This is a genomic window from Hydrocarboniphaga sp., from assembly GCF_028291725.1.
In the GTDB taxonomy this organism is placed as follows: Bacteria; Pseudomonadota; Gammaproteobacteria; order Nevskiales; family Nevskiaceae; genus Hydrocarboniphaga.
The window spans coordinates 121,129-146,053 of sequence record NZ_JAQGNT010000059.1 but is presented as its reverse complement, the minus strand read 5'-3'; the positions used below and the strand labels follow the sequence as shown (position 1 = coordinate 146,053).

Sequence of the window (24,925 nt, the reverse complement as noted above, 5' to 3'; positions counted from 1 at the left end):
CGTCATCAGAGATACAAGCCGTGCCATGCACGCTCTCGCGTGCATCTTTTTGCCGTCAGACTACGCTTCAATCAGTTGAGTGAAAAGGGATTTCTGCGGGGAAAATGAGGGGAAACCTCAGGGTCTGGTCCAAACGGACGGTTGCCCGCCGCCGGCGCGCTCCGTAGTATCCGCGCCATCGCTTTGCAGACGTATTTCAGACCCGAGGCCCGTAGCCATGAGCGCAGCAACCGACCTGATCAAGAGACTGCCGGAAGCTTTCGACGCCGACGCCGGCGCCGGCACCGACTGCACGATCCAGTTCAATGTGTCGACGCCGATGTACGTGGTGATCGCCAACGGCACCTGCGAATCGCGCGAGGGCACCTCGCCGGCCGCCGACGTCAGCATCACGATGGAAGACGACGATCTGGTCGCGCTGATGACCGGAGAACTCAACGGCATGACCGCGTTCATGACCGGCAAACTGTCGGTCGACGGCGACCTGATGCTGGCGCAGCGCATGACCACGATCTTCGACGCCGGCAAGCTTGGCTGAGCAGCCGGGCCGGGAACGCGACCCGGCTGACCAAAGCTCGACGACGACCCTGGGCGGCGACGCCCGGGGTTTTTCGTTTGCGCTCGAAACCCTGGCCGGCGCACTGTCGCTGCGCGCGCTGCATCGGCCCGATTGGGAGCCGCTGAGCCTGGACTGGACCTCGGCGGAACTGCGGCGGCGCATCCTGGGCGGCCGCAAGCAGTTACTGCCGCGAGCGCTCGGCATGCAGAAAAAGCTCGATATCCACGTCGTCGACGCTACTGCCGGCCTCGGCCGCGACGGTTTTACGCTGGCCGCGCTGGGTGCGACGGTGACGCTGCTGGAGCGCCAGCCGATGATGGCCGCGCTGCTGCGCGACGCGCAGCGCCGAGCACTGGATTCGCCGTTATCGAAAGCCGCGCAGCGCATTCGCGTGGTCGAGGGCGACGCGATCCAGTGGCTGGCGCAGACCAGCGGCGACATCGACGCCGTGCACCTGGACCCGATGTATCCCGACGACGGCAAGACCGCGCTGCCGCAGAAGGCCATGCAGATGCTGCGCGAGCTGACGGGTGGCGATGCCGACGCGGCCGCCCTGCTGGATGCGGCCCTGGCCAGCCCGGCCCGGCGTGTTGCGGTCAAGCGCGGAGCGAAAGCCGGCTGGCTGGGCGAGCGCAAACCCACACATGAACTCAGCGGCACCCAGGCGCGCTACGATATCTATCTGAACAGTCGCTGATGCCATACAGGAGGACGTCGCAAGGATGCGCTCGCTGACTCTGGTTCGCCACGCCAAATCGTCCTGGGACAACGCTGCCCTCTCCGACTTCGACCGCCCGCTCAACGAGCGCGGTCGTCGCGATGCACCGGTGATGGCGCAACGTTTCGCGCATTCGGCCGAGTTGCCTTTGCAACTGCTCGCCAGCCCGGCGCTGCGCGCGGCCAGTACGGCGGCGATCTTTGCCGATGCGCTGAACATTCAGCCGAGCGCCATCCGCTACGAGCCCAAAATCTACGAGGCCGATGTGGCGACGCTGATGGAGATCGTCCGCGGGCTCGATGAACGCCTGCCCGATGCCGTGCTGTTCGGCCACAACCCGGGCTTTACCGACTTCTGCCACTCACTGGCGCGTTGCGAATTCAACGAACTGCCGACCTGCGCAGTTGCCAGGATCGATCTGGATGTAGAGCGCTGGCGAGACGTGGCGCCGGGCTGCGGGCGGCTGACTGCGTATAGCTTTCCGAAAGAGCGGCAGTAAGCTGGTAGGTTCAATCGCGGACAAGGTCCGCTCCTACAGGCGCGGAACCAAGGGTGCGCAATATGGCCTGTAGGAGCGGACCTTGTCCGCGATTGAACCTACAACTTCTGCAAGCCCGTCAAAAACCGCTGCGCGTTCGCGACATAAACCTTCGCCGGCGCCCGCAGCCCGACGATCTCCCGCGGCGTCAGCTCGCGCACGACTTTGGCCGGCGCGCCGAGGATCATCACGCCGTCCGGGAACTGCTTGTTCTCGGTGATCAGGCTGTTGGCGCCGACCAGGCAATTCCTGCCGATCTTCGCGCCGTTCAGCAACACCGATTTCATGCCGATCAGCGTGTGATCGCCGACCTCGCAGCCATGCAGCATCACCAGATGGCCGATCGTGACCTCACGCCCGATACGCAGCTTGATGCCGGGATCGGTGTGCAGCACCGCGCCGTCCTGGATATTGCTGTCTTCGCCGACGCGGATCTCGTCGTTGTCGCCGCGCAGCACGCAGTTGAACCAGACGCTGGCGCCGCGTTCCAGCACGATATTGCCGATCAGCTGCGCGCTTTCGGCGACGAAGTTGTTGCCGAGCAGCTGCGGCGAATGGGAGTCGAGTTGGTAGAGCATGGCCTGCAGTATATCGCCGTGCCCGGTGTCGCCATGCCGCTGTCGCCGCCTGGAGACAGGTTTCCGCCGATGCGGTGTTCGCATACGATTGCCACGAACCCGACCCGCAAAGAACCCATGAGCACTCGCCTGCCCGCTTTCAAGGCCTACGACATCCGCGGCCGCGTGCCCGACGAGCTGAACCCCGATATCGCCTATCGCCTCGGCATCGCCTATGCCGAGCGCTTCCAGCCCAAGCGCGTCGCGCTGGGCCGCGACATCCGCCATTCCTCGCTGCCGCTGCTGAAGGCCTTGGCGCACGGCTTCAACGCGCGCGGTGTCGAGGTGCTCGACATCGGCCTGTGCGGCACCGAGGAGATCTACTGGGCCGCGCAGCAGCCCGGCGTCGACGGCGGCATCGAAGTCACCGCCAGCCACAACCCGATGGACTACAACGGCATGAAGCTGGTACGCGGCGGCGCGATCCCGGTGTCCGGCGATACCGGCCTGCGCGAAATCGAGGAGGCGGTCGCCGCATCCGACGCGCGCTGCCCCGAAGGCGAGCCGACCATGACGCCGGTGAATTACCGCGCCCTGTACATAAAACATCTGCTGAGTTATGTCGACGTCAGCAAACTCAAGCCGCTGAAGATCGTCGTCAACGCCGGCAATGGCGTCGCCGGTGCGGTGGTCGATGCGCTGGAGCCGTTCCTGCCGTTCCAGTTCATCAAGGTGCATCACCAGCCGGACGGCGATTTCCCGAACGGTATTCCGAACCCCTTGTTACCCGAAATGCGCGCGCCGACCACCGATGCAGTCAAACAACATGGTGCCGATTTCGGCGTCGCCTGGGACGGCGACTTCGATCGCTGCTTCCTGTTCGACGAGAGCGGCGGCTTCATCGAGGGCTACTACATCGTCGGCCTGCTGGCGGCGGCGCTGCTGCGGCTGGAGCCGGGCGGCAAAATCATCCACGACCCTCGCCTGACCTGGAACACGGTCGACATGGTCAAGGCTGCCGGCGGCGTACCGGTGCTGTCCAAGACCGGGCATGCGTTCATCAAGGAGCGCATGCGCTCCGAGAATGCGATCTACGGCGGCGAGATGAGCGCGCACCATTACTTCCGCGACTTCGCCTATTGCGACAACGGCAATATCCCCTGGCTGCTGGCCGCGGCCCTGGTCTGCGAGACCGGCAAGCCGCTGTCGAAGCTGGTGGAAGAGCGGATGAAGGCCTTTCCGGCCAGCGGCGAGATCAACCGCAAGGTCGGCGACGTCAAGGCCACGATCACGAAGATCGAGGCGATCTACGCGCCGCAGGCCGGCGAGGTGGACAAGACCGACGGCATCAGCCTGGATTTCGGCAGCTGGCGCTTCAACCTGCGCGGCTCGAACACCGAACCGGTGCTGCGCCTGAACGTGGAATCGCGCGCCGACGAGGCGCTGATGCAGGCGAAAACCAGCGAGATCCTGGCGCTGATCGACGCGGGCTAACGATTACAGCTGCACCTGTAGGAGCGGGTCATACCCGCGACTGTACCGTTCAAGGCCTCAGTCGCGGGTATGACCCGCTCCTACAGATCCGGGATCAACCGGTGAGCTTTTATTTAGCCTGCGGCAGCCGTTGCCGCACCGCTCTTGCCACGCTGCCTGGGCCGCGCCGTCAGGCTGAAACCATGGCCATGGTCGAGCAGGTACTCGAGCCACTTGCCGAGCATCAGGTTGCGCCGCCACTGCTCGTTCAGGAATTGCCAGGCCTTGGGGTCGGCGTCGTCCTCGGCCTGCCAGGGCGGGCGATGGCTGCATTCCAGCGCCTCGGCCATGGTGGCGTCGCGGTAAACCCGAACCCAGATATCAGGCTGGCGGCGCACGCCGTCGGCGTCGACAAACTCGTAGGTGAGCTTGAAGGTGACCGTGTACCGGTCGCGCTCGCGCACCGTCAGGTGCAGCGGCAGGTCGGAAGCGGACTTGGACACCGCCTCCTCGAACGGCATCTCCAGTTCGGGGACCAGACGCTCGATCAGGCGATAGTTGCGCTCATACAGGTCCAGCAGCTGCGCAAGGCGCCGCGTCTGGCCGCCGCTGTATAACGAGCCGGCATCGGGGTGTGAAGTCACAGGCATTGCGGGACTATAAGGCCTGGGCGGTAGCTTTCAAGTCTTGCTTTTTTGGCTTCCTATAGGCACGAATGTCGGGCTACAGTGGCCGGCCCAACCCCGAGAGCCGAGAACTCCATGCCCGTCCGCGAGATCGCGACCAAGCCCTACCCCGACCAGAAATCCGGCACGGCGGGGCTCAGAAAAAAGGTGGCGGTGTTCCAGCAGCCGCATTATCTCGAGAACTTTCTGCAGGCGATCTTCGATGTCGAAGCCAGTCTGAAGGGCAAAACCCTGGTCATGGGCGGCGACGGCCGCTACCACAACCGCACCGCGATCCAGACCGCGATCGCGATGGCCGCCGCCAACGGCGTCGCCAAGGTGATCGTCGGCCAGGGCGGCATCCTGTCGACACCGGCGTCCAGCCACCTGATCCGCCAGAGCGGCGCCGCCGGCGGCTTCGTGTTCACCGCCAGCCATAACCCGGCCGGCGAGGATGGCGACTTCGGCATCAAGTTCAACATCTACGGTGGTGGCCAGGCCGGCGAAGCGCTGACCGACAGGATCTATGAAGCCAGCAAGGTGATCGCCAAGTACTGCATCGTCGAAAATGTCTATGTCGATCTGGATCGTCGCGGCGTGCAGAGCGTCGGCGCGATGGAAGTCGAGGTGGTCGACTGCGTCGACGAATACGCCAAACTGATGCAGACGCTGTTCGACTTCGACCGCATCCGCGACTGGTTCAGACGCGGCCATCGCTTGAGCTTCGATGCGATGCACGCGGTCACCGGGCCGTATGCGCAGCGCATCTTCGTCGACATGCTCGGCGCGCCGCAGAGCAGCGTGATGAACTCGATCCCGCTGGAGGATTTCGGCGGCGGCCACCCCGACCCGAACCTGATCTACGCCAAGCCGCTGGTCGATCTGATGTACTCGCAACAGGCGCCGGATCTGGGCGGCGCCTCGGACGGCGACGGCGATCGCAACATGATTCTGGGCCGCGGCATCTTCATCTCGCCCGGCGATTCGCTGGCGATGCTGGCGGCGCATCTCGACAAGCTGCCCGGCTATGCCAAGGGCTTGGCGGGGGTCGCGCGCTCGATGCCGACCTGCCGCGCGCTCGACAAGGTCGCCGAGGGCCGCAAGCTCGCCTGCTACGAGACACCGACCGGCTGGAAGTTCTTCGCCAACCTGCTCGACTCCGGGCGCATCACGCTGTGCGGCGAAGAGAGCTTCGGCACCAGCTCCAACCACGTGCGCGAGAAAGACGGCGTCTGGGCGGTACTGGCCTGGCTCAACATCCTGGCGACGACCGGCCTGTCGATGCAGCAGATCGCCGACACGCACTGGAAGCAGTACGGCCGCCACTACTACGCGCGGCACGACTACGACGAACTGGCGAACGACACCGCGAACAAGGTCATGCAGAACCTGATCGCGCGGATGCCGGAGCTGGTAGGCCAGCGCTTTGGCGACTGGACCGTGAGCCAGGCCGACGAGTTCGGCTACCTGGATCCGGTCGACGGCAGCAAGGCCAGCGCGCAGGGCCTGCGTGTGGTGTTCGGCGACGCCGCGCGCATCATCGTGCGCCTGTCCGGCACCGGCACCAAAGGCGCGACCTTGCGCCTGTACCTGGAGCGCTACGAGACCGCGGCCGACAGGCTCGGCTGGAAGACCGGCGACGCGCTCGCAGCGCTGGCCACTATCGCCGACAAGCTGGTGCAGATCAGCGAAATCACCGGCCGCAAGACGCCGAGCGTGATCACGTAGGGCGGGTCGAGACCCGCCGTTTTTGACGGTCCAAACGGCGGGTCTCGACCCGCCCTACGCGCTCGGCGCTCTTCTGACCGGCTTCGGTTGCGGAGCTGGCGGCTGTTCTTCGACGATCTCTTTCACGCTTGCCGGCTTGCGCATCGCCAAGCCGACACGATGCGCGAACCGCCAGCACTCGAACAGCAGCCAGCCGGCGAGCAGACCGAGCACCGCTGGCGCCTGCTGCATCAGCCAGTCGCCCAGCAGGCGCTCGACATTGCCCTTGTAGACGCCCTTGATCAGCCCGATCAGCGGATGCGCGCGAGTCAGCAGCCGCAGATGGCTCGCTGCGTAATCGACGCCGGCGCGGCCCTTGCGTGCAGCACGCAACAACAGCGCCTCGCCTGCTGCGCCCTGTTGCGCGAGTTCGAGCGCCGGTTTTTCGCCGACCCATAACGCAAAACTGCCGCCCGGCCGCTGCGAAACACGCGCGGCCGCACGCAGAGCCTCGGGATCGTCAATGTGTTTCAGGATCGCCACCGCCGCGGCCGGCTGCGCCTGGCGGCCCAGCGTTGCGACGTCGCCGGCCACATCGGCCAGCGGTGTCATGTCGCGCTCGCTGATCGCATCGCGCGTCAGCTTCAACAAGCGCCGGGCGAACGCTTCGCTCAGCGCGCCGGCACGGCGCGCGAACTTCAGCACGGCGGTGCCGAAATCGATCTCGGGAGCGAAAGTCAGTGCAATCCCGGCAGCCGACAGCGCGACGATCACTTCGTCGGTGTCTTCACCACGCAGGCCCTTGCCGCCCTGAATGACCAGATCGCGCACATCGCCGAACACGAACAGGTCGGCGGCGACCGCGCCGGCCAGGGCTTCGACCGAATCGCCAGTGCCGGTCAGCGCGCCCTGCCCGACATCGCTCAGACGTCGTATGAATGCATCGCGCTCGGCCACGATACCAACGCGGGCATCGTCCAGGCGCTCGCGCATCACCGGATCAGGATCGGCGTTCAGGCCGGCATCGACGACCAGCAGGGCTTCGGAATACTGCTCCGCGGAACGCAGCCGCTCGGCCTCGACGCGATAGTCGTAGTCGGGCAGCGCAGCAAAGGCGGCGCGCGCATCCCAGGCCGGCAGCGCTTGCACGCAGATCCAGACCAGCAGCGCGGCGGTCGCGATGCGCAGCAGCGAGGCGAAGATGGCGATCAGATTGCACATGCCACGACTGTGCCTCAAAACAGCTCGATCGGGAATGAGGAGGCTCGATGCCGCAACTGTAGGAGCGGACCTTGTCCGCGATTGAGACTTCACCGGCACAATCGCGGACAAGGTCCGCTCCTACAGTTCGGAATTCTTGATCAGTTCTTGCAATCCAAACCAGTCGAGAATCGCGACGCCGAGTTTCTCGGCTTTCGCCAACTTCGACCCGGCCGCTTCGCCGGCCAGCAGAAAATCGGTGTTCTTCGACACGCTGCTGGAGACTTTGCCGCCTTGCGACTCGATCAGCGCCGAGGCCTCTTCGCGGCTGACACCGGGCAGCGCTCCGGTGATGACGAAGGTCTTGCCGCTCAATGCACCGGCTGCGGCCGCTTTCGGCGCCGGCCAGTGAATGCCGGCATCGATCAATGCCTTTATCACGTCAAGATTGCGCGGCTCGGTGAAGAAGTGCGTGACGTGAGCCGCGACGGTCGGGCCGACGTCGGCCACCGCCCGCAGCGTCGGGAACCGATCCTTCGCTTTCAAGGCTTCGTCATGCTCGCTCGGCGCGTCGGACTCCGCGGCCGCATACAGGGCTTCGAGCGTGCCGAAATGCTGCGCCAGCTCACGTGCGGTGGTTTCGCCGATCTGCGGGCAGCCCAGCGCAAACAGAAAGCGCTGGAACGTGGTGTCGCGACTCGCATGAATCGCCTCGACGACATTGGCTGCCGACTTCTCGCCCATGCGCTCGAGATCGGCCAAGGTCGCGGCGTCGAGCCGATAGATGTCGGCCGGCGAACGCACCAGCCCGGCGTCGATCAACTGCGCCAGCAACTTCTCGCCTAGGCCCTCGATGTCCATCGCCTTGCGCGAGACGAAGTGGATCAGCGCGCCATGCAGCTGCGCGCGGCAGGAAAGGCCGTTGGTGCAGCGGGCAACCACTTCGCCTTCGACACGCTCGACGGCGCCACCGCAGACCGGGCACGCCGCGGGCAATTCGACTTTGGCGCGCGCCTCGTGCTCGCTGCGCGCCGCGTCATCATTGACGACGATACCGACGACTTCGGGAATCACGTCACCTGCCCGGCGCACGATCACCGTATCGCCGACGCGCACGTCCTTGCGCTCGACTTCGTCCATGTTGTGCAGCGTCGCATTGGACACGTTCGCGCCGCCAACGAACACCGGCTTCAGGCGCGCAACCGGTGTCATCGCGCCGGTGCGGCCGACCTGAAACTCGACGTTTTCCAGCAGCGTGCTCGCTTCCTCGGCCGCAAACTTGTATGCGCAGGCCCAGCGCGGTTCGCGCGAGACCGAGCCGAGTTCCTCGCGACCGGCGAGATCGTCGAGCTTGAACACGACACCGTCGATATCGAAGCCGAGCTTCGCGCGCTGCTCGGCTATGCCTGCGAAATACTGCAGGCAGCCATCGATGCCGGACACCGTCTCGACCAGCTTTGAAACCGGATGCCCCCAGTCGGCCAGTTGCTTCAACACCTGCGAATGCCGCTTCGGTGGCTTCCAGCCTTCGCTGTAGCCGACGGCGTAGGCGTAGAACGCCAGCGACCTTTGCGCGGTGATGCGCGGATCGAGCTGGCGCAGGCTGCCCGCGGCGGCATTGCGTGGATTCACCGGTGGCTTGTCGCCCTTGGCGATCGCGTCCTCGACCATGCGACGGAAACCTTGCAGCGGCAGATAGACCTCGCCGCGGACTTCCAGCAGCGGCGGCGCGTCGCCGCGCAGGCACAGCGGAATGCGGCGGATGGTGCGCAGGTTTTCGGTAATGTCTTCGCCAGTCTCGCCGTCGCCGCGGGTGGCGCCGCGTACCAGCAGGCCGCTTTCGTAGGTAAGCGAAACCGCGAGGCCGTCGAGCTTGGGTTCCGCGACATAGTCGGCAGACTCGACATTCAAGGTCTCGCGCACGCGGCGATCGAAGTCGCGCAACTCACCCTCGTCCGCGCATTTGCGCAGCGACTGCATCGGCTGCCGGTGCCGCACCGGCAGGAACTCTTTGGAGGGTGCCGCGCCGACACGTTGGGTCGGCGATTCCGGCGAAACCAGCTCGGGATGCGCGGCCTCGAGTTGCAGCAGCTCACTGAAAAGCTCGTCGTAGACTGCATCCGACACGCTCGGATCGTCGAGCACGTAGTAGCGGTGGTTGTATTCCGCCAGCTCCTTGCGGAGCTGTGCGGCACGCGCAGCAGGCTTCATCCCAGCACTACAACTGCGCCGCGCGCGCCCAGGCTTCCACGTCGGCCTGCAGGGCACGCATGGTCTCGGAGGTCAACGGCTGCTTCTTGCTGTCGTAGACCTCGGCGTTCAGGGCACGCGCCAGCGCTTGTGTGGTGGAGAACATGTCGTGCAGGGCATTGAGCGGTTTGACCGGCCCCGGCAGCACCATGAAGCTCGAAAGACCCGGCGTTGCGAACTGCGTCGCCTCGGCCGGGATCAGCATGCCCGGCTTGGTCAGGCTCGCGACCGCGAACACCGACTCCTCGCGCGCCAACCGGTGGTAGATCTGCTTGGCGCCGAACTGCAAACCCTGGGCGGCCAGCGCCGAGTGCAGCTTGGTGCCGCTGATCATGCCGCCTTCGCGTTCGACGATCAGCAGCGCGACGATCTTCTGCTCGACTTTCGGCGGCGCCCCGGCGGCCCTGGGCGCTGACGGAGCCGCGGAAGGCGCGGCGCGAACCCAGGGCGGCACGCTGGCCGGTGGCTGGCTGGCAGCCGCGGTGCCCAACTCGGCGGCGCGCGTGTCGTTGGCCGGGCTCGCTTCCAGCGACGGCATCGTGCGGCGCCGCGGACGGCCGACGCCGAACTCGTCGTACTGCTTGCCAGACAGCGGGTTGATCATCGGATCCAGCGGCGGAACGCCGGCGACATCCACCGGATCGACACGGCGCTGCGGCGCAGCTGGCTCGGTCTGAGGCTGAGGCGGCAGGTTGCGCAGCGACGGGCGCAGCAGCGGCGGCGGCGGCGCAGGCTCTTGGTGGTCTTCTTCTTCCTCGTACTCCAGTTCCAGCTCCGAGGCCGGCTCCGGCACCGGGGGCTCTGGCGACACGGCGAAGATATCGAGCTGCTCGCGCACCGGCTCGGCCACGGCCGAGCCGGTGTCCGCCTGCTGGGCGCGCGGCCTTTCACGCTGGGGCTTGGGGGCGGCCGGCTCACGGTCGCGACGGCTGATCACCACCACGGCGATCACGATCGCCACGCTCAGGATAAGCAGCGCCCATTGCAATGCGCTCATGCCAATCTGCCTCGCTCGATGGTCCGGGTCTTTGTCATTGTGACATCACCGTGATCAAGTCTGGAACGGCTGGATTTCGGCAGCGGCCGGCCCCTTGATGTCCGAGCCGACCATCTCGACCGCCTGCGATACGTCCACGCTGACCAGCCGCGACACGCCCGGCTCCTGCATGGTCACGCCGTGCAGGTGCGTGGCCATCTCCATCGTGATCTTGTTGTGGGTGATGATAATGAACTGCACGTTCTGCGACATCTCGCGGACGATGTCGCAGAAGCGGACGACGTTGGCATCGTCCAGCGGCGCGTCGACTTCGTCCATCAGGCAGAACGGCGCCGGGTTCAGCTGGAACAGTGCCAGCAGCAAGGCAACGGCCGTCATGGCTTTTTCGCCGCCCGACAGCATCTGGATCGAGGAATTGCGCTTACCCGGCGGCCGCGCCATCACGCGTACACCAGCGTCGAGCAGATCGTCGCCGGTCAGCTCCAGGTAGGCCTCGCCGCCGCCGAACAGCTTCGGGAAGCGGTCGCGGAAAATCGTATCGACCTGGTCGAAGGTGTTCTTGAAGCGGTCCTTGGTCTCGATGTCGATCTTGCGGATCGCCTCTTCCAGGGTGTCGAGCGCGCCGCTCAGATCGGCGTTCTGCTCGGACAGATATTTCTCGCGGGCGTCGGCTTCTTCCAGCTCCTGGATCGCGGCCAGGTTGATCGCACCGAGCCGCTCGATGCGCCGGATCGTCGAGGCGAACTTTTCTTCCCAGCTCGCGAGATCGGCGTTTTCGGCGACGCCGGCGACCAGCAGCTCCCGCTCGATATTGCCCTCCAGGCAAGCTTCGACGATCTGCTGTTCGAGACCTTCGCGCCGCGCCCGCAGGTTTTCGAAATCCAGACGCGCCTGCTGCAGCGCTTCCTGCGCGGCTTCCTTGGCCTGCTCGGCCAGACGCAGATTCTGATGCGCGGCGCCGAGCGCCGCTTCCAGAGCGGAGAGCGCTACACGCGCTGCGCGCAGCGCCTCGCGGGTCTGCACGACGCCGGCGCGTGCGGCCTCGAGCTCGTCGCTCTGCTCGCCCAGCGGCGCATCCAGTTCCTCGGCTTCGCGTTCACGGCCGCCGCGCTGATGAACCAGTATTTCCTGGGCTTCGGCCAGATCGTGCAGCGTCTGATTGAGCGCGCTGATCGCGCTGCGGCGGCCCGCCAGCTGCACTTGCACGGTGTTGCGCGACTGCGTCGCCTGAGCGACCGCGTTGCGCAAGCGGCCGACGGCGTCGCGCGCCTTGGCGACGGTCTGCTGCAGCTGCACGCGCTCTTCACGCAGACGCTGCGCGATCGCTTCCAGCTCGCCGAGCTTGGCGCGCGAGGCGCCGAGCTCGGCCGCATTCTGCTCGCGCTGCTGGCTCAGCGTGTCGATCTCCTTGCCGAGTGCTTCGATACGCGACTGCGTCTGCTCCAGGCGTACCGCCTGGGCCTGGCGGAACGCAAGCCGCTGCGCATGGCGGCTGCGGCTGTGCTCGAAACGCGGCGCGAGTTCGCGACGCTCGGTCTCGAGCTGCTGCTGCTTGCCGCGCAGCTCGTTGAGTTCCTGTTCCCGGGTCGACAGCAGGCGGCCGTGCTCCTCGACCTGCAGACGCAACTGCTTGAGCAGCTGCTCGCGCGCGATCACACCGCCGCGATCGGAATCGCGCCGCGGATAGCGGCTCCAGCCCTGGCCCGCCCAGATGCCGGAACGGGTCACCACCGATTCGCCGGGCGCGAGCGCGTTCAGGCGATCCGGAGTCAGCTCGGAGTCTTCGATGCCGTAGATGCCATGCAGCAGTTCCAGCAGCGCCGACGGTCCCTGCACTTTCGCTGACAGCTGGCGCGCATCGCCGCTGGCGACGCCGGCATGCTCGTACAGCAGCGCAGCACCGGTTTTCGGCAGGCTCGCGGAGTTCTCGGTCTGCTGCTGCATGCGCGCCAGCAGCGGCGCCTGCAGCCAGCCTTCGAGCACATGTTCCACCGCGGATTCCCAGCCGGATTCGACATTCAAAACCGTGGCGAGGCGCGGCGCCTGGTCGAAGCCGCGCTGCTTGAGCCATCCATTGAGTTCGGCGTCATCCTGGCGCAGTGCCGCCTGCTGCAGTGTTTCCAGCGAGGCCAGGCGCCCGCGCGCGGACTGCAGCTGCTGGCGGGTTTCATGCAGCGAGGCCTCGATGCCCGAGCGCTGCTCGCGCAGCGTCTGCAGCTCGCGATCCACGGCCTGCAGACGCATCTGATATTCGGCCTGTTCGGCGCCGAGGCGCTCCAGATCCTGGTCGGCCTCGGCGAGCGAATCCTGGATCGGCGTCGCGTCCAGCGTCGCGCGCTCGCCGTTCAAACGCTTCAGGCGCTCGTCGACCTGCACTAGTGCGCGCTCCAGGCCCTGCAGGCGCACGCGCTCGCCTTCGGTCTGAAACAAGGGCTCCTCGGATCGCGTCTGGAAATCTTCCCAGATTGCCTGCTGTTCCTGCTGTTCGGTTTCGGCCTGGGCAAGCTGGCGCTGCATCTCGACCGCGTTCTGCTCGGTCTGCTCGGCCTGTGCCTCCAGCTGCTGAACTTCGCGCGACAGCGACTCCATACGCGCATTTTCGGCGTTGCGGCGGCGCTCCAGATCGGCGAGCTGCTGCGTCAGCTGATCCAGCTCTTTGAGCTTCAGCGACTTCAGTTCCCTGGCGTGGCTGAGGCTTTGCTCCTGCCGCGCCAGCCGCGCTTCGGCCTCGTAGACCTGCGTCTGCTCATGCGACAGCTTCGTCTGCGCATCACGCTGCACGGTCTCGGCCAGTGCGCGCGCGCCGTCGGCATCGGTGACAGCGACACGGCGCGCTTCGAGATCGGCTTGCAGCGCTGTAATTGCGGTTTCGAATCCGACGCTTTGTTCGACCAGGGCGTGCTCGCGCAGCACCAGGATCTCGGCCTTGAGCGTGCGCTCCTGCTGCTTGAACTCGCGATATTTCTCGGCGTTCGCAGCCTGCTTGCGCAGCACCTCGAGACGACCCTGCAGTTCGCTGCGCAGATCCGACAGACGCGACAGATTCTCGCGCGTCTGTCGGATGCGGCTTTCGGTCTCGCGGCGGCGCTCCTTGTACTTGGAGATGCCGGCCGCTTCTTCCAGCCAGGTGCGCAGTTCCTCGGGCTTGGCCTCGACCATGCGCGAAACCATGCCCTGCTCGATGATCGCGTACTGGTTCTTGCCGCCGAGGCCGGTGCCGAGAAACAGGTCGGTGACATCGCGCTTGAGGCACTTGCGGCCGTTCAGGTAGTACTGAGACACACCGTCGCGCAGTAGCTCGCGACGCACCGCAATTTCGGTGTATGCGGCGAACGGACCGGTGATCTGGCCGTCACTGTTGTCGAACGTCAGCTCGACCATCGCGCGGCCGACCGGCTTGCGCGACTTGGATCCGTTGAAGATGACGTCTTCGGATTCCTGGGTGCGCAGCTGCTTCTGGCTGGCTTCGCCCAGCACCCAACGCACCGCGTCGATGATGTTGGATTTGCCGCAGCCGTTCGGGCCGACAACGCCGGTCAGATTCGCGGGCAGAGGCAGCTGGGTGGGATCGACGAACGACTTGAAGCCGGCCAGCTTGATACCGGATAAGCGCATTGAGATGCTTGCTTAGCTACTTGTTATTGGTCTGGATCGGGTCTGGATCGGGCCCGGATCGGCGCGCGAAGGTCCGCGACGGCCGGGACCATAGTGTAAATTACGCGGCCCCTTTTGTTTGGCGCCTGTTGGCGCCTGCCCCAATGCCGCTTACCCCGAACAGCACCGTCGCCAGTACGGATCTCGAGACTTTCCCCAACCCGAATCCGGGCCGCGACTTTGTCGTCCGGATGCGGATGCCGGAGTTCACCTGCCTTTGCCCGATAACCGGGCAGCCGGATTTCGCAACGCTCTATCTGGAATACATACCGGAGGCGCTGTGCGTCGAACTGAAGTCGCTGAAGCTCTATGTCTGGAGTTTCCGCAACCAGGGCACGTTCCATGAGGCCGTGACCAACCGGATTCTCGACGACCTGGTCAATCTGCTACAGCCGCGCTATGCGCGCCTGACCTCGGACTTCGGCGTCCGCGGCGGCATTTATACGCATGTGGTCGCCGAGCATCGCGCTGCAGGCTGGTCACCGGCGCCGCCGGTGATTCTACCGGCAGCGGAGTGGCACAAGCAGTAGCGCTGGTGGCCGGGCCTAAGCCGCCCGGGAATATGCGGTTGTCAGCATGGCCTGCGCGTCGGCCAGCGTCAGCCAGCCGCCTTCCAGCTTGCCGCGGATCGCGGCGACCGGGGATTCCGGCTCGCCGAGGCCGTCGAGCACCAGTGAGGCGCTGCTGAAGTCGTCGTCCAGCGTGTTTTCGTTGCGGGTGATGATCGTCGTGATGCCGGCGGCTGTGGCCGCTTTCAAACCCATCGCCGAATCCTCGAGCGCGATGCACTGCCCGGGCTGCAGGTTGAGTTGGCTGAGTGCACGCAGATAGGACTCGGGAGATGGCTTTTTGGTAGCGACATCGGCGCCGCTGACAATCAGATCGACCTGATCCGCCAAGCCCGGCATGCTGTGATTCAGCACCGCATTGAGACTTTCGCGGCTGGCATTGCTGACCAGGGCCACCTTGACACCCGCAGCCTTGGCTTCAGCAATGAGTCGCGCGATGCCCGGACGCAGCGGCACTTTGCCCTTGCGGACATAGGCGCGAAAATACCAGCTCTTGATCTCATGAACACGATCAACCCATGCGGCTTCATCGGTCCGGGCGGCATCCGCCTGGGGACCGAGTTCCGGATGATAGTGGCGCAGGTAATAGGTCAGCCGCTCACGTCCGCCCGGCTGCTCGAGCAGCTTGCGATACAGCCTCTGATTCCAGCGGAATTTCAGCCCCAGCTGACGGAAAGCCTGATTGTAGGCAGGACGATGTCCGTGGCTTTCGGTGTCCGCCAGAGTGCCGTCGACGTCGAGTAACAGGGCTCGAAGTTTCACGGCTGACTCTTGAAGCTAGTTGCAGGAGCGGAGAACCTGACCGCAGTTCTTCGCCCCGAAGGAGAAGGGGGCATGCGAACATCGCTTGACGTTGTAGACGGCATACTAAAACAAATCGGCTTAACCTGGGCTTTCATTCAGTAGTGAATACCTCCTTATGCAAACGGATTAGCTACCAGTTATCGGGCGCGCCACATAAAAGAGTCCTGGAGCCGCGATGAGCCGCTATCGCGGGCGCTTCGCCCCCACTCCATCCGGCCCCTTGCACCTCGGGTCTCTGCTGACAGCACTGGCCAGCTACGTGGACGCGCGCCGCAACCTGGGCCACTGGCTGCTGCGTATCGATGATCTCGACACCCAACGGATCAATCCAGGCGCGGAAGCAGAAATCCTGCGGCAGTTGGAGACCCACGGCCTGCACTGGGACGGCGCGATTCGCCGCCAATCCCGGCACGTGGACGACTATCGTGCGGCGCTTGACGCGCTGATGCGGCAGAAGCTGATTTATCGCTGTGACTGCAGCCGGGCGGTGCTGGCCCAGACCTCGCTACCCGGACTCGACGGAGCGATTTACCCCGGCACCTGCCGAAATCGACAACTGCAAGGTGCCGACCTGGCGCTGCGCGTGCGCCTGCCCGATGAAGAACTCAGCTTCGAAGACGCCGGCCAGGGCCTGCAGCGCCGCAACCTGGAAATGGACATTGGCGACTTCGTCGTACGCCGCCGAGATGGCGGTATCGCCTATCAGCTGGCCTGCGCAATCGACGAGCATTCGCAAGGAATCACCAACGTGGTACGCGGCGCCGACCTGCTCGGCTCAACCTTCATGCAGCAGCACCTGATGCAGCAACTGCGTCTGCGTGCGCCCCGATATCGGCATCTGCCGGTGCTGGTCGATTCAGAGAAACGCAAGTTCAGCAAACAGAATCATTCGCTGGCAATCGCCACATCCCACGCAAGCGCCAATCTTTTGCGCTGCCTGAGTTTGCTCGGCCAGTCGCCACCGCCGGCGTTGGCCAAGGCCGCGCCGCGCGAAATCCTGGCGTGGGCCGTTCCACATTGGGTTGCCGATTCGGTGCCGCGTCGACCGTCCATCGAGATGCGAACCTTGTAGCGAGGACCCAACGACTGGCCTATCCTCCACGCACTGCAACATAAGGCGACTTGCTGGAATGACCGACGTCCGCATCATCAAGAAGTACCCCAACCGCCGCCTCTACGATACCGAGATTAGCCGGTACATCACGCTGGAGGAAATCCGGCAGCTCGTTTTGCAGAACATCAAATTCCGCGTCGAAGACAAACGTAGCCGCGAAGACATCACACGCAGCATTCTGCTGCAAGTGATCGCCGAACAGGAACAGGGCGGCGATCCGATCTTCACGACCGAACTGCTGACTTTCATCCTTCGTTTCTATGGCGATCCAATGCAAGGCAGTATCAGCCGGTATCTTGAATTATCGATCCGACTGTTCCTCGACCAGCAGGTCAATTTCACCGAACAATTGCGCGGCATGCTCGGCCAGGCGCACCAGCCACTATCGCTGCTGAAGGAACTGGCGGATCGGCAGGTACCGATCTGGCGCAGCGTCCGCAAAGAGTTCCTCAAAAATCTGAGCCGGCCTAAAGCACCCTAGCCATTCTGGCACGATGCGTGCCTTTAAGTGAACAACAGGTCACCGAGATGGGAGGTGATTAACGATTAAGCGGTGCAATGTTAAATTGATTCAGTTGCCTTTATTGACACAAAGGTAAGTTAGACATATATTGCACGCAACGCAGCTCCAAAACGCCAAAACCCGACAACATCGGGCGACGTTGCCGGGCTAAGGGTCTCCTCCAGGAAGGCTTCGCGCCTTCCTCGCACCTTGCCCCCGATATCGGGGGTTCTTTTTTTACGAGGCGTATCTCGTGCGCTGCGCTGCCGAGATATCTATTTTGTTGATCCCCGCGATAGGCTGAGGCGATTGTGCCTAGTCCATCAGGACGAATCAAGCTTTTTCGTTGGAAGCTTAGCTTTTTTGGTAAATATTCGTAAAAGTTACAAGCTGATTATTGACACAAAGGTAAGTTATCCGTATATTGCATCGCAACATGAAGCGAAATTTGTGGCAGCTAGGGATCGCAAGATCAAGCGCCAGGATTCCGGTTCTAGAGTCTCCTCCAGGAAGGCTTCGCGCCTTCCTCGCACCTTGCCCCCCGGCCTCCGGGGGGTTCTTTTTTGTGCGGCGCATTTAGTTTGGTGACCTCCGCGTTTCGCGTTCGATCGCCGTAGGCTCGAGGACCTTTGCTGACACGGGGCGACGATTGCGCATCGAACCTTGCACGTCGGCAAAAGATTACCGACCTACTGTGACGCGCCAAAACCGGGAGCGCCCAGAACAAGCGGGTAGTAAAAAGCCCGCGAATCGTCCGATTCGCGGGCTTTTTGTTTACGGCCCGAACGAAACCGATTACTCGGCCAGATCAACAGCCTTCATCGACAGGCGTACGCGACCTTGCTTGTCGACTTCGAGTACTTTGACGCGGACAACCTGCCCTTCTTTGACCACGTCCTCGACCTTTTCGACACGTTTGTCGGCAAGTTGCGAGATGTGCACGAGGCCGTCCTTGCCCGGCAGGATCGTCACGAAGGCGCCGAAGTCCATCAGCTTGGCAACCTTGCCTTCGTAAATCGCGCCGACTTCGACGTCCTTGGTGAGCGATTCAATCCGCGCAATCGCCGCATCGGCCGCCTGCTTGGTGACCGCGGCGATCTTGATCGTGCCGTCGTCGTTGATGTCGATCGAAGTGCCGGTTTCCTCGGTGATGCTGCGGATCGTGACGCCGCCCTTACCGATGACTTCGCGGATCTTGTCCGGATGGATCTTGATCGTGGTGATGCGCGGCGCAAAGCTGGACATCTCCTTGCGCGGTTCCGATAGAACCTGATCCATCTGATCGAGGATGTGCAGACGCGCTTCCAGCGCCTGGCTCAGCGCCTGCTTCATGATCTCGCCGGTGACGCCGGTGATCTTGATGTCCATCTGCAGCGCGGTGATGCCGTTGCGCGAACCGGCGACTTTGAAGTCCATGTCGCCGAGATGATCTTCGTCGCCGAGGATGTCGGTCAGCACCGCGTATTTGCTGCCTTCCAGAATCAGGCCCATCGCGACGCCGGCCACCGGCGCCTTGATCGGCACGCCCGCATCCATCAGCGCGAGGCACGAACCGCAGACCGAGGCCATCGACGAGGAGCCGTTGGATTCAGTAACTTCCGAAACCACACGCACGACGTACGGGAAATCGTTCTCGAGGTCGGGCATCACGCCGGCGACGCCGCGCTTGGCGAGACGGCCATGGCCGATTTCGCGGCGCTTCGGTGCGTTCAGACGGCCGGTTTCACCGACGCTGTACGGAGGGAAGTTGTAATGCAGCATGAACGCATCACGCCACTCGCCTTCGATGCTATCGACCAGCTGCGCGTCCTTGCCGGTACCGAGCGTCGCAACCGCCAGCACCTGGGTTTCGCCGCGCGTGAACAGCGCCGAACCATGGGTACGCGGCAGCACGCCAGCACTGATGCTGATCGCGCGAACGGTTCGCGTGTCGCGACCATCGATACGCGGATGGCCGTCGATGATGCGGTTACGCACGACGCGGGCTTCGAGGTTGAAGAACGCATCCTTGACTGCGGCTTCGTCGAAGCGGGCGGACTCGCCGGACGACAGCGCCGCAAAAATGTCCTTCTTTACGAAGTTGAGCGCGTCGTGGCGAGCGCCCTTGTCAGTAACCGCATAGGCATCGACGACGCGGCCCTCAAACGCAGTGATCGCGGAAGTCAGTTCGACGGCTTCAGCGGCCGGTTTCCACTCGATACGCGGCTTGCCGGCTTCGGCGACCAGTTCCTTAATCGCATTGATCGCGACCTGCATTTCAGCGTGGCCGAACAGCACCGCACCGAGCATCACTTCTTCGGACAATTGAGCCGCTTCGGACTCGACCATCATCACCGCCTCGGCGGTGCCGGCGACAACCAGTTCCAGTTCGGAAGTCTTCAACTGCGTGGCAGTCGGATTCAAGATGTACTGACCGTTGAGATAGCCCACCTTGGCAGCGGCGATCGGCCCCGCGAACGGCACGCCGCTCAGCGCCAGCGCAGCGGATGCGCCGAGCATCGCCGGAATGTCGCCTTCGACTTCCGGATTCAGCGACACGACCATCGCGACGATCTGGATTTCGTTGTAATAGCCCTCCGGGAACAGCGGACGGATCGGGCGATCGATCAGGCGCGAGGTCAGCGTCTCACGTTCGGTCGGACGACCTTCGCGCTTGAAGAAACCGCCGGGAATGCGGCCACCCGAATAGGTGCGCTCCATGTAATCGACGGTCAGCGGGAAGAAGTCCTGGCCGGCCTTGGCTTCTTTCTTGGCGACGACGCTGACCAGCAGCACAGTGTCGTCGACGTTGATCATCACCGCGGCGGTCGCCTGGCGGGCGACGGCACCGGTTTCGATAGTGACGTTGTGAGAGCCGTACTTGAAGCTCTTCTTGATCGGTGTAGCGGGGGTGGCGGGGATCGCCATAGGAGTGCTCACTTTTCTAGTATGAAAGCTCAGGAGCGCATTGCGCTGCGCCTGTTGGAACAACCAAATATGCTTGAACAACCAAATCCGAATAAATCTACCGAAACAACAATGGGGTCATGGCGTGTGCTCGGACCGATGCGGATTTAACCGAGCATCAGACTGAGCACCGCATGACCCCACGGGCGAAGCGGGAGCGCGCGATCGGAAAAATCAGCGACGCAGACCCAGATCACCGATCAGCTTGGTGTAGCGCGATTCGTCTTTACGCTTCAGATAGTCCAGGAGACTACGGCGCGTATTGACCATCTTCAGCAGACCGCGGCGGGAATGGTGATCCTTCGCGTTCTTTTCGAAATGGCCGGAGAGATCCGCAATGCGGGCAGACAACAGGGCCACCTGGACTTCCGGCGAACCGGTATCGCTCTTGCCGCGTGCATACTTCTCAACCACGCCAGCCTTCTGTTCAACGGTGAGGGTCATTCTAAAAAACTCCGAAAACGTGTCTAAAGCTATAACAAAGTCCGTAATTGTAGCCTCCCCTGGTGGAGGTCACAAGTCGTTCATTCCGGCAGCAGCCACCGCTCGGGCGCCACGATGCCGTCCGGATCGACCCGGGCCATGCCGCAGAGCCTGTTTTGAGCATCGACGACGGCCAATCGGCCCGGCTTCAGACCGCTGGTCTTGATCCTCCGGCCACCGGCCAGCAGCGGCAATTGCTCATCGTCGGCCTGCCACTGCTGCCAATGGCTGAGACCGGCAATCGCCGGCAGCAGCAACTCATCCAGCATCGCCTGACCGTGTTCCGATGCCTGCTGCAAGGTTTCCAAATTCATCATCGGTACGCCTTCGTCGAACGGGGCGGCACCGATTCTGCGCAAACCACCCAGATGCGCCTGCTGCCCGAAAGCGGCCGCCAGATCTTCGGCCAGCGTGCGGATGTAAGTCCCTTTTGAGCAGACAACGTCCAGTTCCAGCCGGCCCGGCTCGAAAGAAAGAATGTCGAGCTTGTGGATATGGACGTCGCGCGGGGGTCGCTCGACTTCGAGGCCGGTTCTTGCCAATTTGTACAGCGCCTGACCTTGTTGCTTCAACGCCGAGTACATCGGCGGTATCTGTGAAATCGAGCCGCGAAACCGAGGCATAACGCGCTCGATATCCTCCCGGATCACTGTCGACGCATCCGATCGCGCGCGTTCCTGCCCCTCTCCATCGCCGGTAGTCGTGCTGATGCCCAACACGACGCTGGCGTGATAATGCTTGTCACCTTCGAGCAGGATTCCGCAGAGCTTGGTCGCCTCACCCAGGCAGATCGGCAGCAAACCGGTCGCCAGCGGATCGAGGCTGCCGGTATGGCCAGCGCGCTCCGCATTGAACAATTTCTTGACCCGCTGCAACGCGTCGTTGGAGCTGAGGCCCAGCGGCTTGTCGAGCAGAACGATGCCATCGACGCGGCGCCATCTTGGCCGGTCCCGCCGACGGTTCACGACTCGGTCGAGTCGTCGTCGCGATCGCGGGCGTTGCCCTCGTCGTTGCGGATCGCATCGCGGATGACCTGGCTCACGCGAGTAGCCTGCACCAGCTGGAAATCGCCGAGAAAATGCAGCGCCGGGATGTGGCGCAGCTTGAGCCTTTGCCCCAGCCCGTGACGCAAACGGCCCGACGCATGATTGAGCGTCTTGGCCGCCTCGGGAATCCGCTCATCTTCACCCATCACGCTGATGAACACGCTGGCATTGCGCATGTCCTGCGAGGCATCGACGCGCGTGACCGTCACATTGGCCACGCGTGGGTCGGTCAACTCATCACGGATCAAACCCGTCAGCTCGCGCTGCAGCTGAATGTTGATCCGTGACTTGCGGGAATATTCCTTCGGCACTCGGCTCTCGATTATCTAGCCGACTACGCTTCGGCCTTGACCGTGCGACGCACTTCGACACGCTGGAAGCATTCGATCTGATCGCCCGGCTTGACGTCGTTGTAGTTCTTCACACCGATGCCGCATTCGGTACCGGCCTCGACCTTTGCAACGTCGTCCTTGAAGCGGCGCAGCGATTCGAGCACGCCTTCGTAGACCACGGTCTGATTGCGCAGCACACGGATCGGCAGGCTCTTCTGCACCGAGCCTTCCATGACCAGGCAGCCAGCGATGTTGCCGAGCAGCGAGCTGCGGAACACGTCGCGAACCTGGGCAATGCCGACGATCTGTTCGCGCGTCTCGGTGCCGAGCAGGCCGGCGATTGCACTGGTCACATCGTCAATCACTTCATAGATGATCGAGTAGTAACGCACGTCGACGCCGGAGTCCTGGATGCGCTTGCGCGCCTGGCTGTCAGCACGCACGTTGAAGCCGATGATGATCGCTTTCGACGCCATCGCCAGATCGACGTCGGATTCGCTGATGCCGCCGATGCTGGAGACCAGCACGTTGACCTTGACCTCGGCGCTGGGCAGCTTGCGCAGCGCGTCCGACAGCGCTTCGGCCGAGCCCTGCACGTCGCTCTTGATCATCAGGTTCAGCGACTTCGCATCCGGGCCGGTGCCATCGCCCATCTGCGCGAAGATCTGGTCCATGCGCACCGCCTGCGACGAGGCCAGCTTCTGCTCGCGCATCTTGGATTCGCGCAGCAGCGCCAGTTCGCGCGCCTTGCGTTCATCAGCGACGACGACGACGTCGTCACCGGCATCCGGCACACCGGATAAGCCGAGCACCGCGACCGGAATCGACGGCCCGGCTTCCTTCACCGGGCGACCGGCTTCGTCGAACATCGCGCGGACGCGGCCGAAATGCGGACCGGTCAGGATCACGTCGCCCTGCTTCAGCGTGCCAGCGCGAACCAGCACGGTGGCGACCGGGCCACGACCCTTTTCCAAGGACGATTCGACGATGGTACCGCGCGCCGGAACATCGATCGGCGCCTTCAGTTCGAGCACTTCGGCCTGCAGCAGGATCGCGTCGAGCAGATCGTCGACGCCCTGGCCGGTCAGCGAAGACACGCCAACGACTTGAACGTCGCCGCCGAAATCTTCGGAGACGACTTCTTCCTTCAGCAGGTCGTTCTTGACGCGGTCGATCTTGGCGTCGTGCTTGTCGATCTTGGTCACCGCGACCACGATCGGCGCTTTCGCCGCACGTGCGTGCTGAATCGCTTCGCGCGTCTGCGGCATCACGCTGTCGTCGGCAGCGACGACCAGGATCACGATGTCGGTGATCTGCGCGCCGCGCGAACGCATGCGCGTGAACGCAGCATGGCCCGGCGTGTCGAGGAAGGTGATCACACCCTTGTCGGTCTTCACGTGATACGCGCCGATGTGCTGGGTGATGCCACCCGCCTCGCCCGCGGCAACGCGAGTCTTGCGGATGTAATCGAGCAGCGAGGTCTTGCCGTGATCGACGTGGCCCATGATGGTCACGACCGGCGCACGGATCACCTGCGGCACGTCGAGCTGCACGCCGGCGACCGCCTGGACCAGGCTGTCCTCGACATCGGTGGACTTGCTCAGGCGCACCTTGTGGCCGAGCTCTTCGACCATCAGCGCGGCCGTGTCCTGATCGATCGTCTGATTGATCGTCGCCATGACGCCGTTCTTCATCATGATCTTGATGAGTTCGGTGGCTTTCACCGCCAGGCGGTTGGCGAGTTCGCCGACCGAGATGGCTTCCGGCACTTCGACTTCACGCACCACCGGCGCCATCGGGCGCTCGAAGGTGTGCGCGTTATCGACACGAACCTGGCCGGTCGGCTTGCGTTTCTTCTTGTCGCGCTTGCCGCCCTTGCCTTCGGCGATATGCAGCTCGGTACGGCCGCCGCGGCCGCGATCCTTATCGTTGCCGCGATCGTTGGTGGTGGTAGTAGCCGGTGCCGGACGCTCGGCCGGCTTCTTCACCGCAGCGACTGGTGCAGTAGCCACCGGCGGCGGCGGATTGGCCGCCATCTGGCGCACCGCTTCCGCGGCACGGGCGATGTTTTCCTGAGCACGCTTGCGCGAGTTCTCGGCGTCCATGCGCGCCCGATAAATCGGGTCGGTCTTCATGCGCTCGGCCTCTTCCAGACGGCGGCGCTCCACTGCTTCCTGCTCGGCTTTCAGCTTGGCGGCCACCTCGGCACGAGCCAGCTCGTCCGCCTCGGCGCGCAAGCGCGCGGCCTCGGCTTCCGCAGCGGCACGAGCCTGCACTTCCGGATCTTCGGAGACCACGACCACTTCCGGCGCAGCGGCTTCAACCGGCGCCGTCTCTTCGACTGGCGCCTGCTCGACAGGCTGCTGGGCAATCACGTCCTCTTCGACCGGAGTGGCAGCGACTTCCTCGACAGCGGCCGCCGGCGAGCCCATCTCTTCGAGATCGGACTGGACGAATGTGCGCTTCTTGCGCACCTCGATGCTGACGGTCTTGGTTGGCGCGCCACGGGCGCCGCCGAGACGCAGCTCGGTGGTTTCCTTGCGCTTCAGCGTGATCGAGCCGCGTGTAGCCGCGGGTGCGCCGCTGGTATTGGGGACGCTGGAGCTGACGGTGCCAACCTGAGCACGGGTCTTGGTACGCAGGTAGCCGAGAAGCGACATCTTGTCTGCGGCGCTGATCGCGGACTTGGCGCTATCGACCGAGACGCCCGCTTCCTTGAACTGCGTGAGCAGTTCGGCGACCGGCCGCTTCAGCTCTTCGGCGAAATCTTGAACGGTAATGGACATGAATCCTCGTCTCGTATCGGGGGCG

General features: G+C 63.9%; 20 protein-coding genes. 8 read left to right on the top strand and 12 right to left on the bottom strand.

Translation table 11 applies throughout. The annotated features are described in order from the left end of the window. The first annotated feature begins 217 nt into the window (after nucleotides 1-217). Genes JWQ90_RS16325 through JWQ90_RS16315 form a run of 3 tightly spaced genes read left to right on the top strand, consistent with a single transcriptional unit; the run spans nucleotide 218 to nucleotide 1,776 of the window. Complete coding sequence (locus tag JWQ90_RS16325) at nucleotides 218-538, top strand: SCP2 sterol-binding domain-containing protein (protein WP_299696049.1); 321 nt, start codon at nucleotides 218-220, stop codon at nucleotides 536-538. Further along, on the top strand, nucleotides 531-1,256 hold the full coding sequence (locus JWQ90_RS16320; RefSeq protein WP_299696048.1) for a class I SAM-dependent methyltransferase: 726 nt from the start codon (nucleotides 531-533) through the stop codon (nucleotides 1,254-1,256). The genes JWQ90_RS16325 and JWQ90_RS16320 overlap by 8 nt, the downstream gene beginning before the upstream one ends. Nucleotides 1,257-1,281: 25 nt before the next feature. Then, nucleotides 1,282-1,776, top strand: coding sequence for a histidine phosphatase family protein (locus JWQ90_RS16315; protein ID WP_299696047.1), 495 nt, complete (start codon nucleotides 1,282-1,284; stop codon nucleotides 1,774-1,776). Between the two features lie 98 nt (nucleotides 1,777-1,874). On the opposite strand, the gene JWQ90_RS16310 is transcribed toward JWQ90_RS16315, so the two are convergent. Further along, nucleotides 1,875-2,393 carry a gamma carbonic anhydrase family protein gene (locus JWQ90_RS16310; RefSeq protein WP_299696046.1) on the bottom strand — a complete coding sequence of 173 codons (519 nt, stop codon included), beginning with the start codon at nucleotides 2,391-2,393 and terminating at the stop codon, nucleotides 1,875-1,877. A gap of 117 nt (nucleotides 2,394-2,510) precedes the next feature. Between JWQ90_RS16310 and JWQ90_RS16305 the strand changes: the two genes are divergently transcribed. Then, nucleotides 2,511-3,866 (top strand): phosphomannomutase, encoded by a 1,356-nt coding sequence (locus tag JWQ90_RS16305; RefSeq protein ID WP_299696045.1) that lies wholly within the window; start codon nucleotides 2,511-2,513, stop codon nucleotides 3,864-3,866. A gap of 113 nt (nucleotides 3,867-3,979) precedes the next feature. On the opposite strand, the gene JWQ90_RS16300 is transcribed toward JWQ90_RS16305, so the two are convergent. Next, a complete protein-coding gene (locus tag JWQ90_RS16300) occupies nucleotides 3,980-4,495 on the bottom strand; it encodes a DUF1249 domain-containing protein (RefSeq protein WP_299696044.1) in 516 nt (171 codons plus the stop codon). Nucleotides 4,496-4,606: 111 nt separating this feature from the next. Between JWQ90_RS16300 and JWQ90_RS16295 the strand changes: the two genes are divergently transcribed. Next, entirely contained in the window at nucleotides 4,607-6,238 is a 1,632-nt protein-coding gene (locus tag JWQ90_RS16295; RefSeq protein WP_299696043.1) for an alpha-D-glucose phosphate-specific phosphoglucomutase, read from the top strand. Nucleotides 6,239-6,292: 54 nt separating this feature from the next. Here the strand turns inward: JWQ90_RS16295 and JWQ90_RS16290 are convergent, their stop codons facing one another. The 4 genes from JWQ90_RS16290 to smc all read right to left on the bottom strand — a co-directional run bounded on the left by JWQ90_RS16290 (nucleotide 6,293) and on the right by smc (nucleotide 14,279). Continuing rightward, nucleotides 6,293-7,438, bottom strand: a complete 1,146-nt coding sequence (locus JWQ90_RS16290; protein ID WP_299696042.1) for a hypothetical protein — start codon at nucleotides 7,436-7,438, stop codon at nucleotides 6,293-6,295. Between the two features lie 120 nt (nucleotides 7,439-7,558). After that, complete coding sequence (gene ligA, locus JWQ90_RS16285; RefSeq protein ID WP_299696041.1) at nucleotides 7,559-9,628, bottom strand: NAD-dependent DNA ligase LigA; 2,070 nt, start codon at nucleotides 9,626-9,628, stop codon at nucleotides 7,559-7,561. 7 nt (nucleotides 9,629-9,635) lie between these two features. After that, nucleotides 9,636-10,664, bottom strand: coding sequence for a cell division protein ZipA C-terminal FtsZ-binding domain-containing protein (locus JWQ90_RS16280; RefSeq protein ID WP_299696040.1), 1,029 nt, complete (start codon nucleotides 10,662-10,664; stop codon nucleotides 9,636-9,638). 54 nt (nucleotides 10,665-10,718) lie between these two features. Next, complete coding sequence (smc, locus tag JWQ90_RS16275; RefSeq protein WP_299696039.1) at nucleotides 10,719-14,279, bottom strand: chromosome segregation protein SMC; 3,561 nt, start codon at nucleotides 14,277-14,279, stop codon at nucleotides 10,719-10,721. A gap of 143 nt (nucleotides 14,280-14,422) precedes the next feature. Here smc and queF point away from each other — a divergent pair, with 143 nt between their 5' ends. Further along, nucleotides 14,423-14,848: a preQ(1) synthase gene (gene queF, locus JWQ90_RS16270; protein WP_299696038.1), complete on the top strand. Its 426-nt coding sequence runs from the start codon at nucleotides 14,423-14,425 to the stop codon at nucleotides 14,846-14,848. A gap of 15 nt (nucleotides 14,849-14,863) precedes the next feature. Here the strand turns inward: queF and JWQ90_RS16265 are convergent, their stop codons facing one another. Then, on the bottom strand, nucleotides 14,864-15,649 hold the full coding sequence (locus JWQ90_RS16265; RefSeq protein WP_299696037.1) for an HAD-IA family hydrolase: 786 nt from the start codon (nucleotides 15,647-15,649) through the stop codon (nucleotides 14,864-14,866). Between the two features lie 217 nt (nucleotides 15,650-15,866). On the opposite strand from JWQ90_RS16265, the gene gluQRS reads away from it, so the two are divergent. Together gluQRS and phaR are read left to right on the top strand one after the other, a co-directional pair. Continuing rightward, a complete protein-coding gene (gene gluQRS / locus JWQ90_RS16260; RefSeq protein WP_299696036.1) occupies nucleotides 15,867-16,763 on the top strand; it encodes a tRNA glutamyl-Q(34) synthetase GluQRS in 897 nt (298 codons plus the stop codon). A 58-nt stretch (nucleotides 16,764-16,821) separates the two neighbouring features. Then, on the top strand, nucleotides 16,822-17,286 hold the full coding sequence (phaR, locus tag JWQ90_RS16255; protein WP_299696035.1) for a polyhydroxyalkanoate synthesis repressor PhaR: 465 nt from the start codon (nucleotides 16,822-16,824) through the stop codon (nucleotides 17,284-17,286). Nucleotides 17,287-18,102: 816 nt separating this feature from the next. Here the strand turns inward: phaR and pnp are convergent. The 5 genes from pnp to infB all read right to left on the bottom strand — a co-directional run bounded on the left by pnp (nucleotide 18,103) and on the right by infB (nucleotide 24,900). Further along, complete coding sequence (pnp, locus tag JWQ90_RS16250) at nucleotides 18,103-20,214, bottom strand: polyribonucleotide nucleotidyltransferase (RefSeq protein WP_299696034.1); 2,112 nt, start codon at nucleotides 20,212-20,214, stop codon at nucleotides 18,103-18,105. 213 nt (nucleotides 20,215-20,427) lie between these two features. Then, nucleotides 20,428-20,697, bottom strand: a complete 270-nt coding sequence (gene rpsO, locus JWQ90_RS16245) for a 30S ribosomal protein S15 (protein ID WP_299696033.1) — start codon at nucleotides 20,695-20,697, stop codon at nucleotides 20,428-20,430. A gap of 80 nt (nucleotides 20,698-20,777) precedes the next feature. Continuing rightward, nucleotides 20,778-21,701, bottom strand: coding sequence for a tRNA pseudouridine(55) synthase TruB (gene truB, locus JWQ90_RS16240; protein ID WP_299696032.1), 924 nt, complete (start codon nucleotides 21,699-21,701; stop codon nucleotides 20,778-20,780). Continuing rightward, nucleotides 21,698-22,093, bottom strand: coding sequence for a 30S ribosome-binding factor RbfA (gene rbfA / locus JWQ90_RS16235; protein WP_299696031.1), 396 nt, complete (start codon nucleotides 22,091-22,093; stop codon nucleotides 21,698-21,700). The genes truB and rbfA overlap by 4 nt, the downstream gene beginning before the upstream one ends. Before the next feature lie 23 nt (nucleotides 22,094-22,116). Next, nucleotides 22,117-24,900: a translation initiation factor IF-2 gene (gene infB, locus JWQ90_RS16230; protein ID WP_299696030.1), complete on the bottom strand. Its 2,784-nt coding sequence runs from the start codon at nucleotides 24,898-24,900 to the stop codon at nucleotides 22,117-22,119. Nucleotides 24,901-24,925 lie beyond the last annotated feature (25 nt).